An 11,075-nucleotide genomic window follows, 5' to 3' on the forward strand; every position below is an offset into this window, starting at 1 on the left:
GTGGCGCGCGTGAGGCGGGCAGCGGTCGTGGTGGCCTGCGCGCTGGTTGCGGGGTGCGGGCCGCTGTCGCAGACCCACCACGTTCCCGGCAACAGCCACGAAGTGTCCACGGGATCTCCCAGCGCGCGGCCGAACGCGGAGATCACCATCGCCGGGGGCAAGGTGAGCCCGCCGTCGGGGTGGCTGGAGGTTGCCAAGGGCCGGCCGGTGAGCATCACGGTGACCAGTGACGTCGCTGACGAGGTGCATGTGCACGGCTACGACATCGAGGCCGAGCTGCGGCCCGGCGTGCCGGTGACCGTGCGGTTCACCGCGGACCTGAGCGGCGTGTTCGAGGTGGAGACCCACCGGAGCAAGCTCGTGCTTACCCAGGTGGCGGTGCGATGACAGGTGTGGCTCAGCTGGCGAATGTGGCTTCGTCGGCGTTCGCGCCGGTGAGCGGCGTGCTCGCGCATGGGGTTGGGAGCCGTAGTGATCTGCCGATTCCGCTTTTCTACGCCTATGCCGGGGCATTCGCGGCGCTTGTGGTGTCCTTTCTGGCGCTCGGGCTGCTCTGGGCGGACTCCCGGTTCCGGGGCGATCGGGCGGGACGGGTGATCCCGTTGCGGTTGCCCGCCCGGCCGTTGCGGGCGCTCACGCTGCTGGCCGTCGCGTACACGCTGGGCTGGCTCGTGGCCGGCCCCGCCGACGGGAACGCCGGGCCGTACCTGGTGTATGTGCTCTTCTGGGTGGGCCTGGTGCCTGCTTCGCTGCTGTTCGGGCCGGTCTGGCGGGTGCTGAACCCGTTTCGGCTGCTGCCCGACCGGCCGCGCGGGCCGCTGCCGCTCCGGCTCGGCTACTGGCCCGCCGCCATCGGCCTGCTCGCCTTCACCTGGATGGAGCTGGTCGCGCCCGAGCCCGCCGCGCCGGCCACGCTATTGGTCTTCTGCGTCCTGTACGGCCCGGCGCAGTTGGCCGGAACCCTGGTGTACGGCCACGCGTGGCTGTCCAGAGGCGACCCGTTCGAGGTGTACTCGACCCTGATCGGCCGTCTGTCGCCCCTCGGCAGGCGGGCCGACGGACGACTGGTGCTGCGCAACCCGTTCGACGGCCTCGACGCGCTCGAACCGGCCCCCGGCCTGGTGGCCACCGTCTGCGTGCTGCTCGGCGGCACCGGCTACGACGGCTTCTCCTCGGCACCCGCCTGGGTGAACGCCCTGCAGTCCGGGCCCCTGGGCCGGGCCGGGCTGGGCACGCTGGGCCTGCTGGCCGCCATCGCCGGGGTGGCGGTGTTGTACGGCGTCTGCCTGGGGCTGGCCGGGCTGATCGGCGGGACCAAGGGCCTGGCGCCGCGCTTCGCCCACTCGCTGGTGCCGATCGCGATCGGCTATCTGATCGCGCACTACTTCTCACTGCTCGTCATCGAGGGTCAGCGCGCGATCATCCTGTCGCTCGGCCTCGACGCCACGGTGGACCAGAACGCCGTCAGCCCGGCGACGATCGCCACCGTCCAGGTGCTGGCCATCGTGATCGGGCACGTGGCGGGCGTGGTGGCCGCCCATGACCGGTCGGTCCGCCTGCTGCGGCCCGACCGGGCGGTGGCGGGGCAGATCCCGCTGTTCGTCCTGATGATCTGCTACACGATCGGCGGCCTGACCCTGCTCTTCGCCTGACGGCCTGACGAGCATCCTGCCCGCCGGCCTGACGAGCATCCTGCCCGCCGGGCTGGTCCGTGGCGCCGGCCCGCCGGGCTAGTCCGTGGCCGTGGTCACCGGACGGCCGAGGAAGGCGGCGAGCCGGTCGAGAGCCGGAGCGTCGTCCGGCACCGGTGTCGGGGCCCCGAACGGGCTCCGGTCCGGGGGGACGTCCGCGAGCCTGTCGCGGGTGAACGCCAACGCCTGCTCGACGAGATCGTCCGGGAACCGCACGGTCTGGCCCGTCGCGCGAGCGAGATCCCAGCCGTGCACGAGCCCTTCGACGATGCGCAGCTGGAGCGCCACGATGCCGGGGACGGTGCCGATCGGCATGCTGACCTTCTTGTCCAGCACGCCGGGCTCCTCGAACGTCGCGAGCATGTCGCGGCTGGAGTCACGGAAGGCGGCCAAGGGATCGTCGCCGAGCACGTCGGTGACCGGTGGGCGCGGCCCGCTGCCCGGGGGAACCGCGCCGCGCAGGACGCCGGTGAACCGGCGGTTGCCGACGACGAGGTGGTTGACCAGGTCGCGGACGTTCCACTCGGTGCACGGGGTGGGGGCGGCCCACTGCTCGTCCCGCACCTCCGCGATCAGCCGCTCGGTGGCGTCGCAGATCTCGACGAGCTGCTGGACGGCGGTGGATGTCATCGCCCGAACCTCCTGAAGCAATCGCAGGGCCTCAGGTTAGATGACGGCACCGACGCTTTCGGTGGCGGACGCCGGTGCCGGTCGACATCGTCAGGTGGTCGTCTCGCGCCACCGGCTGGTGATCGGGAGGCGCCGGTCCCGGCCGAAGTTCTTCGGGGTGATCTTCGGGCCGGGCGGGTACTGGCGGCGCTTGTACTCGGCCAGGTCGACCAGCCGGATGATGCGCGCCACCAGCTCCGGGTCGTGGCCGGCCGCGATGAGCTCCTGCGAGCCCAGGTCCTTCTCGACATAGTCGTCGAGCAGCCGGTCCAGCACCTCGTACGGCGGCAGCGAGTCGGTGTCGCGCTGGCCGGGCCGCAGCTCGGCGCTCGGCTCCTTGGTGATCGAGTTCTCCGGGATGGGCCGCTCGGCGTCGAGGCGGAACGACGGGTCGCCGTGGGCGTTGCGCCAGCGGGACAGCTCCCACACCATCGTCTTCGGTACGTCCTTGATCGGCGCGAAGCCGCCCGCCGAGTCGCCGTACAGCGTGGAGTAGCCGGTCGCCAGCTCGCTCTTGTTGCCGGTCGTCAGCACCAGGTGGCCGTGCTCGTTCGACAGGCCCATGAGGATCATGCCGCGGACGCGGGCCTGGAGGTTCTCGGCGGCCAGCCCGGACAGGCTGATCTCCTTCTCGAAGGCGTCGACGATGTCGGCGATCGGCACCACCTGGGCGTTGACGCCCTGCCTGCGCACGAGGTCCTCGGCGTCGCCGAGGGAGTGGTCCGAGGAGTAGCGCGAGGGCATCAGCACCACGTGCACCCGCTCGGGCCCGATCGCGTCGGAGGCGATGGTCGCGGTCAGCGCCGAGTCGATGCCGCCGGACAGGCCCAGGATCACCGACTGGAAGCCGTTCTTGGCCACGTAGTCGCGTACCGCGAGCACCAGCGCCGAGTAGACCTCCGCGTGCAGGTCGAGTCGCTCCGCCACCGGCGCGGGCAGCGGCTCGCGCGGCTCGGCCGGTTCGGACGACAGCACCAGGCGGTCCACGGTGATCGTGGAGCCGTCGCCGACGTCGTGCGGGAACGCCCCGGTCTCGGCGGTGGAGACCGGGAGGTCCAGGTCCACCACGAGCAGCTCCTCGCGGAACTGCCCGGCCCGCGCCACCAGCTCGCCCGCCGCGTCCACCACGATCGAGTCGCCGTCGAAGACGAGCTCGTCCTGCCCGCCGACCTGGTTCACGTAGACGAGCGCGCACCCGGCCTCACGCGCCCTGCGCGCGCACAGCTCCAGGCGTACGTCGTCCTTCTCCTTCTCGTACGGCGAGGCGTTCGGCACCACCAGCAGACCGGCTCCCGCCTGGCCCACCACGGCCACCGGGCCGCCCTCCTGCCACAGGTCCTCGCAGACCGCGATCGCCACGTCCACCCCGTGCAGCCGGAAGATCGGCAGCCGGTCGCCGCGCACGAAGTAGCGGTATTCGTCGAACACGCCGTAGTTGGGCAGGTGGTGCTTGGCCGTACGGATGACCACCTCGCCCTGGTAGAGCACGGCGGCGGCGTCGAGCGAGGCGCCCTTGGGCTGGCCGGCGCGCGGCGCGAGCCCCGTCCGGTCGACGTAGCCGACGACCACGGGCAGGTCGCCCAGCCCCTCTTCCCGCAGCCGGACCGCGACCTCCCCCAGCGTCCTGATGCTGGCGTCCACGAAGGACGTACGCAGCACCAGGTCCTCCACCGGATAGCCGGTGAGGAACATCTCGGTGAAGACGACCAGGTGCGCGCCGCGCTCGGCGGCGTCGCGCGTCCACGTGAGCAGCCGGTCGGCGTTGGCGGAGAGGTCGCCTACGGTTGGGTTTGTCTGTGCCAAGGCAATGCGCAGTTGGGCCACATGGTCAGCCTAGTACGACGGCGTTTTTATCGTCCAAGTGATGAAAAGTGCGTTCTGTCACAGGGCCGGTTCGAGGGCGCGCCGCCTGATCGCCGGGCCGAGCGCCAGCATGGCCACCGCCGACAGCAGCCCGATGCCGCCCACCGTGAACCACAGGGCTTTGGGGCCGACGTCCAGCAGCGCCCCGCCGGCCAGCGGCGCGAGCACCGCGGCGGCCGACCACGCGAACCCGAACAGCCCCGAGTACCGCCCCCGCAGGTGCGCGGGCGCCAGCGCGGCGACGAGGGTGCCCGCGATGCCGGCCGTGACGATCTCGCCCGCCGTCCAGACGGCGATGGTGACGCCCAGCCAGACCGCGTCGGTGACGAAGGCGGTGAGCGCGAATCCGGCCCCCGTGACGGCCAGGCCGAGCGCGAACGTCCTGGCCGCGTCCAGACGGCCGAACCAGTCGGACACCAGCGGCTGCACCACGACGATCAGCACCCCGTTCAGCGCCATCGCCGCCCCGAACTCGCCGGTGGACAGCCCCGCCTGCTTGACCATCGCGACCGGCAGCATGGTGACCGTCTGCAGGTAGACCAGCGCCTGCCCCAGGACGACGAGGGTGAAGGCGACCATCACCCGGTCGCGCAGCACCACGCCGAACCCGCCCGCCGACGTCCTCTCGGGCGCGCGGGTCTCGGGGACCGCTCGCCAGACCAGTACGGCGAAGACCACGCTGCTGACGGCGTCGATCCAGAACAGCCAGCCGAACCCGAGCTGGGCCAGCCACCCGCCCACCGTCATCCCGACCGCGTAGCCGAGGTTGATGGCCCAGAACAGCAGCCCGTACGCCCTGGGCCGCTCCACCGGCGAGACCAGGTCCGCCACCAGGGCGTTGGACGCGGGCCGGTAGACGTCGATCACCAGCCCGAGCACGAACATCGAGCCGATGATCGCGGCCAGGGACGTGCTGTATCCCAGCGCCAGCATCGCGCCCGCGGTGGCGAGCATGCCGCCGGACAGTGTGGCCCGTCGTCCGATCCTGTCGGTCAGCCACCCGCCGAGCAGCTGCGAGATCAGCGACCCCGCGCCGTACACGGCCATCACGAGCCCCGCGCCCGCCACCGACACGCCTCTGGCCTGCGTCAGGTAGACGCCGGTGAACGGCATCACCATGGTGCCCAGGCGGTTCACCAGTGTGCCGCTCCACAGGGCCCAGAACGGCCGGGGCAGCCCGCCCACCTTGGATTTCAGGAACGACGGCTTCTCAACGACGCTGCTAGTCACAGACAAAGAGTGATATTGCACCTTTGGTGAGGGCGAACGATTTAGGGCACACTAAAAGGTATGCCGGTGACTTGGGTGATGCGGCCGGAGGACGTCGCGCGGATCAGGTTCGCGTTCTCCCCGATGTGGGAGCTGGTGGCCAGCCTGCGTACGCTGCAGGACCCGGCCAGGCAGTCGATCCACCTGCCGTGGATCAAGTGTGTACGCCCCCGGCTGGCGGGGCTGGACATGACCGAGTTGCTGGCCCTGGTCCCGCCGAGCGGGTATCTGGCGGACTTCATCACTCCGCCGCCCGACACACCGCTGCCGGACTTCGCGGCCGAGCTCGATCGCGTACGGCTCACCTCGCCGGAGCGGGCCCACGCCGAGGCGGCCATGGTGCGCGGAGCGGACCCGGCGGTGATCGAACGGTTCATGGCCGATCCGGCGGCGGGCGTGGCCCGGGTGGCCGACGCACTGCGGGCCTACTGGGAGACGTGTTTCGCCGAGTTCTGGCCCCGCGTGTACGGGCTGCTGGAGCGCGACGTGCTGCGCAGGTCACGGCAACTGGCCCAGGGGGGCGCCCGCGAGCTGTTCGCCGGGCTCGATCCGGCGGTGGTGTGGACGGGGGAGCGGCTGCACATCAACCGGCCGTGGCGCTCGCACGGCGGGCTGCACGGCGACGGGCTGGTGCTGGTGCCGAGCGCGTTCTACTGGCCGTCGGTGGCCGTGATGTCGGCCCCGTACCAGTCGATGCTGGTCTATCCGGTGCTGGGCGTCGGGACGCTGTGGGAGCAGGGTCCGCCGCCCGCGCCCGAGGCGCTGGCGGCGCTCATCGGGCGCAGCCGGGCGCGGATCCTGCTCGCGCTGGCCGAGCCCAGCACGACCTCGGCGCTGGCCGGGCGCATGGCGCTCACGCCCGGCGCGGTCAGCCAGCACCTCGGCGTGCTCAGCGGCGGTGGGCTGACGGTCGGGATGCGCGTCGGCAAGCAGGTCGTGTACCGCCGCACGCCGGCGGGCGACACCCTGGCCGCGAGCACGCCCGCCCGGTAGCCCTCGGGAGTCGCCGCCGGTCGGCGTCAGGTGTAGCGGGTGGACTCCAGGAGCCAGTCGAGGTGGGCGCGTGGCGCGGCGAGGTAGGCGCACGCCACCTTGCTCACATCGCGCGCCAGCTTGGGCGTGAGCGTGTCGAGCGGCAGGAGCCGGGCGGCCTCGTGCATGTCCTGGCAGCGCTCGGCGATCCGGTCGAGCACCCAGGCCGTGGCCTCCGGCTGGTCCAGGCCGAGCTGGTGCATCACGACCACGACGAGATTGTGCCCGTCGCCACGCTCCTTGGGCAGGGACGCCACGTCGTTGCACCAGGCGGTGACGTCGATGCAGGCGTCGACGAGCTGCTGCCACGGCTCGCAGCCGTGCACCCACGCGGGCACCTCCACCCGCAGGCACGGCTCGACGAGGTCGTAGAGGTACGGGCCGACGGTCCCCCTGCGGAGCGCCGGATACTGCTCCAGGGTCGGGATGCGGCCGGTGGCGCGGTTCTCGGCCTCGATGCGGCAGGCGTCGTGCTGGCGCCGCAGGTTGGCCGCGAACCTGGTCCGCCACAGGTCGCTCATCCGGGCACTGGTCACCCGCCACAGGTCGGCGAAGGCGGCCTCCAGCGGGTGGGCCGCCCCGCCCGCCAGCAGGCCCTGGAAGACCTCCAACCGGCCCGGCCCCTCGTCGAGCTCGTCGTCGAGATTGAACAGCCAGGTCAGCCACTGCGCGAACAGCGCCGCCGCGGCCGCGTCGAACTCGGCGAACGCGCGGCCCGCCATGCGGTGGAACCCCGCACCGGGGTCGGCGCGGAGCTCCGTTCGCCGCGCCCAGTCGATGACCGCCGCCTCGATCGCGTACACGGCCGGATGCATGCGGCACGGCGCCGCCATGGCGGGCACCCGCTCGGTGAGCACCATCAGCGTGGCGGCGGCGGGCGCCCCTCTGCGCGGCCCGGGCGCCAGCGGTTTCCACTGGAGCATGGACCGCAGCGCCGTCCGCACCGAGGTGATCACATCGGTACTCATAGGGGCCCAAAGAGCCAGTTGCCCGCGGCGCTCGGATCGTCGCTGACGTAGTACTGCCAGGCGGCCACGATCAGCTCGTCCACGGTCAGCGCGCCCCTGGCGGCCCGGTCGAGCCGGTCGAACGCCTCGTCCACGTCGTCATAGGCGGTGCCGAAGGCGCTCAGCAGCGTACGGAACTCGCGGGGCCCGATCAGCCCGTCACCGTCGTCGTCGCAGAGGTCGGCCACGGCCACCGTGGCGGGCCGGAACACCGTGTCGTAGTGGTCGCCCTCGACGAACGCCGCCGTCATGCCGGAACGGAACTCCTCCCGCGAGATCCGGGAGTCGGCGTCCCGGCCGAGCGCGCCGGACAGGGCCGACCAGATCCCGTCGAAGCCGTCGACAAGACTGCTGCCGGTGACCGAGGTTGGGGACTCGCCGAATCCCACCAGGAGTCGTGCACCCAACCCCAGCAGGTCCTCACGCTCGATGACGCCCTCACCGCCCGCGTCGATGTGGTCGAAAGCCCGATCAAACTTGTGATTGAGCAGGTCGATAGCCACCAATGCCTCCCCCGAGACTGACTGCGTGATCACGATAGGTCGGGCCGGGCTCTTTGTCAGCGAGGCTCGCACCGACGCCCCACGTAACGTGTGCGAAACACGGACACGGCATCCTGATAGGGAACTCAGTACTGTCTTCGCTAGGGGATGCTTTGGACCGCCAGCAGGAGTTCGTGCTCCGCACGCTCGAGGAACGCGACATCCGGTTCATCCGGCTCTGGTTCACCGACGTTCTCGGCTTCCTCAAGTCGGTGGCCATAGCCCCGGCCGAGCTCGAAGGCGCCTTCGCCGAGGGCATCGGGTTCGACGGCTCGGCCATCGAGGGTTTCGCCCGGGTCTACGAGGCCGACATGCTCGCCAAGCCGGATCCGGCGACGTTCCAGATCCTGCCGTGGCGCAGTGAGACGCCGGGGGCGGGCCGCATCTTCTGCGACATCCTCATGCCGGACGGCTCGCCGTCGCACGCCGACCCGCGCTGGGTGCTCAAGCGCACGCTCGCCAAGTGCGCCGACATGGGCTTCACCTTCTACACGCACCCGGAGATCGAGTTCTTCCTGCTGAAGAACCGGCCCGAGCCGGGCCAGCGCCCCGAGCCGATCGACTCCGGCGGCTACTTCGACCACACCCCGCACAGCTCGGGCCACGACTTCAGGCGTCAGGCGATCATGATGCTGGAGTCGATGGGCATCTCGGTCGAGTTCAGCCACCACGAGGGCGCGCCCGGCCAGCAGGAGATCGACCTGCGCTACGCCGACGCGCTCACCACGGCCGACAACATCATGACCTTCCGGCTGGTGATGAAGGAGGTCGCGCTGGAGCAGGGCATCTGGGCGTCCTTCATGCCCAAGCCGTTCACCGAGCACCCCGGCTCCGGCATGCACACCCACATGTCGCTGTTCGAGGGCGACCGCAACGCCTTCTACGAGGCCGGCGCCGACTACCAGCTCTCCAAGATCGGCCGCTCGTTCATCGCCGGGCTGCTCAAGCACGCCGCCGAGATCACGGCCATCACCAACCAGTGGGTCAACTCCTACAAGCGGCTCTGGGGCGGCGCGGAGGCCATCGCGGGCCAGGGCGGCGAGGCGCCGTCCTACGTCTGCTGGGGGCACAACAACCGGTCCGCGCTGGTGCGGGTGCCGATGTACAAGCCGCACAAGGGCGGCTCGACGCGCATCGAGTTCCGCTCGCTCGACTCGGCCTGCAACCCCTACCTGGCCTTCGCGCTGATCCTCGCGGCCGGCCTCAAGGGCATCGAGGAGGGCTACGAGCTCCCGGCCGCCGCCGAGGACAACGTGTGGACCCTCACCAGCGCCGAGCGCCGCGCCCTGGGCATCCAACCGCTGCCGCAGTCGCTGGACGAGGCCATCGCGGTCATGGAGCGGAGCGAGCTGGTGGCCGAGACGCTGGGCGAGCACGTCTTCGACTTCTTCCTGCGCAACAAGCGGTCGGAGTGGCGCGAGTTCCGCCGCCAGGTGACCGAGTTCGAACTGGGCCGCTATCTGCCCGTGCTCTGAACCGTTCAAGGCGCCCTGCCACCGAGCATCCGCTCGGTGGCAGGGCGCCTTTTTGCATATCAAGAAATTCCCATGCGCAGCCCTTGAATTCGATGATTATTGGGAATTCTATTCGGGTGCCCGCCGTCGACCCGCAAAAGCGGCAAGGGACGGTCATCATTGCGCCTCTGGCGGCTTGTTGCCGACCGGCCGCGATCTATTGGACCGGAATCATGGCAGGTAGGTGAGGGTCGAAAGGCTCATGTCTTTATATGGACAAGGGTTTCTTGAAGCTTTCTTTGTGAATACATTTCATGGGCCTCGGGTATCGGGACGATGTATCCCGCACACCAACCTGATGCGCTATATCGGCGCATGAAAGGACATTCCATGACCGCTACCGCAGAGGCTCAGCGTACCGAGACGACCGAGGGCGAAGGACGCCCTCTGGAAGCCCTGCTGCTCGCCGCGCTGGCCGCACGCCGCGAACAAGGCGAGGAGAGCGGTATCGAACACCCGCTGCTGCTCGCGATGCTGATGCGTCGTCGCGGGGAGGGTGAGGAGGAGATGGGTATCGACCACCCGCTGCTGCTCGCCGCGCTCATGCGTCGTCGCAGGGGAGGCGAGGAGAGCGGTATCAATCACCCGCTGCTGCTCGCGATGCTGATGCGCCGCCGTAGGGAGGGTGAGGAGGAGGGCGGTATCGACCACCCGCTTCTGCTCGCCGCGCTCATGCGTCGTCGCAGGGGAGGCGAGGAGAGCGGCATCAGCCACCCGCTGCTGCTCGCGATGCTGATGCGCCGCCGTAGGGAGGGTGAGGAGGAGGGCGGTATCGACCACCCGCTTCTGCTCGCCATGCTCATGCGTCGTCGCAGGGGAGGCGAGGAGAGCGGTATCAATCACCCGCTGCTGCTCGCGATGCTGATGCGCCGCCGCGGGGAGGGTGAGGAGGAGGGCGGTATCGACCACCCGCTTCTGCTCGCCGCCCTCGCGAACCGGTAATGGCGCGACTCCCGATCACCGGCAGAAAGACAGATCACATCGACCGAAGAGGAGCAACTCATGGCGTCAGAGGAAGCCGCCGGACCGACCGGACATGATCCGGTGGAGTCGCTGATCGACGACGTCATTCGCGACATCCTCAACGAGGCCAGCCAGTCCACCAAGGTTCTGGCCCGCGGCGGGGATTCCATGGCCACCCTGATCGAAACGGCCCTTACTTCAGCGCCGCGCGCGATGCTGAAGTCCTCGGCCATCGAAAGGGTCCTGCTCGCACAGGTTCTGGCCTCCGCTCTGGCGGACGCCCTCGCGCCCGCACTGGCAGAGGCGCTGACTCCCGAGATCATGAAGGTCCTGGATCAGTACACCGTCAACGCCAAGGCCGGCGGCGCGAAGCCCGCGAGGACGACCACCGCCACAGCCAGGGGGGCCAGCAGCAGAAAGAAGACGTGAGACGTCCGCAGCTCGGGTCGTGGGGGGGGGGGGGGGGGGGGGCCGGCCCTGTTGGGACTCAACCCCGGCAGGGGGTTAGGACGAGAAAGAGGACGA

11 protein-coding genes are annotated in these 11,075 nt (G+C 70.2%); 6 read left to right on the top strand and 5 right to left on the bottom strand.

Going from position 1 to position 11,075, the window contains the following annotated elements; translation table 11 throughout:
- Positions 1-9 precede the first annotated feature (9 nt).
- Positions 10-387 (top strand): hypothetical protein, encoded by a 378-nt coding sequence (locus AB0B91_RS11905; protein WP_358318270.1) that lies wholly within the window; start codon positions 10-12, stop codon positions 385-387.
- The gene (locus AB0B91_RS11910; protein ID WP_358318271.1) at positions 384-1,652 is read left to right on the top strand and encodes a hypothetical protein; all 1,269 of its coding nucleotides are present in this window, start codon (positions 384-386) and stop codon (positions 1,650-1,652) included. Before AB0B91_RS11905 ends, AB0B91_RS11910 begins: the two co-directional genes overlap by 4 nt.
- A gap of 78 nt (positions 1,653-1,730) precedes the next feature.
- Here the strand turns inward: AB0B91_RS11910 and AB0B91_RS11915 are convergent, their stop codons facing one another.
- The 3 genes from AB0B91_RS11915 to AB0B91_RS11925 all read right to left on the bottom strand — a co-directional run bounded on the left by AB0B91_RS11915 (position 1,731) and on the right by AB0B91_RS11925 (position 5,453).
- Positions 1,731-2,321: a TIGR03086 family metal-binding protein gene (locus tag AB0B91_RS11915; protein WP_358318272.1), complete on the bottom strand. Its 591-nt coding sequence runs from the start codon at positions 2,319-2,321 to the stop codon at positions 1,731-1,733.
- Between the two features lie 90 nt (positions 2,322-2,411).
- Positions 2,412-4,184 (bottom strand): NAD+ synthase, encoded by a 1,773-nt coding sequence (locus AB0B91_RS11920; protein ID WP_358318273.1) that lies wholly within the window; start codon positions 4,182-4,184, stop codon positions 2,412-2,414.
- Between the two features lie 57 nt (positions 4,185-4,241).
- Positions 4,242-5,453 (bottom strand): MFS transporter, encoded by a 1,212-nt coding sequence (locus AB0B91_RS11925; RefSeq protein ID WP_358318274.1) that lies wholly within the window; start codon positions 5,451-5,453, stop codon positions 4,242-4,244.
- A 60-nt stretch (positions 5,454-5,513) separates the two neighbouring features.
- On the opposite strand from AB0B91_RS11925, the gene AB0B91_RS11930 reads away from it, so the two are divergent.
- Complete coding sequence (locus tag AB0B91_RS11930; protein ID WP_358318275.1) at positions 5,514-6,485, top strand: DUF5937 family protein; 972 nt, start codon at positions 5,514-5,516, stop codon at positions 6,483-6,485.
- A 26-nt stretch (positions 6,486-6,511) separates the two neighbouring features.
- Here AB0B91_RS11930 and AB0B91_RS11935 read toward each other — a convergent pair whose 3' ends face one another.
- Both AB0B91_RS11935 and AB0B91_RS11940 read right to left on the bottom strand, forming a co-directional pair.
- Complete coding sequence (locus AB0B91_RS11935) at positions 6,512-7,492, bottom strand: terpene synthase family protein (RefSeq protein ID WP_358318276.1); 981 nt, start codon at positions 7,490-7,492, stop codon at positions 6,512-6,514.
- Positions 7,489-8,034: a hypothetical protein gene (locus AB0B91_RS11940; RefSeq protein WP_358318277.1), complete on the bottom strand. Its 546-nt coding sequence runs from the start codon at positions 8,032-8,034 to the stop codon at positions 7,489-7,491. The genes AB0B91_RS11935 and AB0B91_RS11940 overlap by 4 nt, the downstream gene beginning before the upstream one ends.
- Positions 8,035-8,186: 152 nt before the next feature.
- On the opposite strand from AB0B91_RS11940, the gene glnA reads away from it, so the two are divergent.
- The 3 genes from glnA to AB0B91_RS11955 all read left to right on the top strand — a co-directional run bounded on the left by glnA (position 8,187) and on the right by AB0B91_RS11955 (position 10,979).
- Positions 8,187-9,548 carry a type I glutamate--ammonia ligase gene (gene glnA, locus AB0B91_RS11945; RefSeq protein ID WP_358036185.1) on the top strand — a complete coding sequence of 454 codons (1,362 nt, stop codon included), beginning with the start codon at positions 8,187-8,189 and terminating at the stop codon, positions 9,546-9,548.
- Positions 9,549-9,917: 369 nt separating this feature from the next.
- Positions 9,918-10,529, top strand: a complete 612-nt coding sequence (locus AB0B91_RS11950; protein WP_358318278.1) for a hypothetical protein — start codon at positions 9,918-9,920, stop codon at positions 10,527-10,529.
- A 102-nt stretch (positions 10,530-10,631) separates the two neighbouring features.
- The gene (locus AB0B91_RS11955; protein WP_358318279.1) at positions 10,632-10,979 is read left to right on the top strand and encodes a hypothetical protein; all 348 of its coding nucleotides are present in this window, start codon (positions 10,632-10,634) and stop codon (positions 10,977-10,979) included.
- Positions 10,980-11,075: the final 96 nt, after the last annotated feature.

Origin of the sequence: Nonomuraea sp. NPDC049141, from assembly GCF_040648415.1 — a bacterium.
GTDB lineage: Bacteria > Actinomycetota > Actinomycetes > Streptosporangiales > Streptosporangiaceae > Nonomuraea.

Coding starts and splice junctions, on each gene's coding strand:
- AB0B91_RS11950 (WP_358318278.1), top strand. CDS start 9,918: ATGACCGCTACCGCAGAGGCTCAGCGTACCGAGACGACCGAGGGCGAA.
- AB0B91_RS11930 (WP_358318275.1), top strand. CDS start 5,514: ATGCCGGTGACTTGGGTGATGCGGCCGGAGGACGTCGCGCGGATCAGG.
- AB0B91_RS11910 (WP_358318271.1), top strand. CDS start 384: ATGACAGGTGTGGCTCAGCTGGCGAATGTGGCTTCGTCGGCGTTCGCG.
- AB0B91_RS11915 (WP_358318272.1), bottom strand. CDS start 2,321: ATGACATCCACCGCCGTCCAGCAGCTCGTCGAGATCTGCGACGCCACC.
- AB0B91_RS11935 (WP_358318276.1), bottom strand. CDS start 7,492: ATGAGTACCGATGTGATCACCTCGGTGCGGACGGCGCTGCGGTCCATG.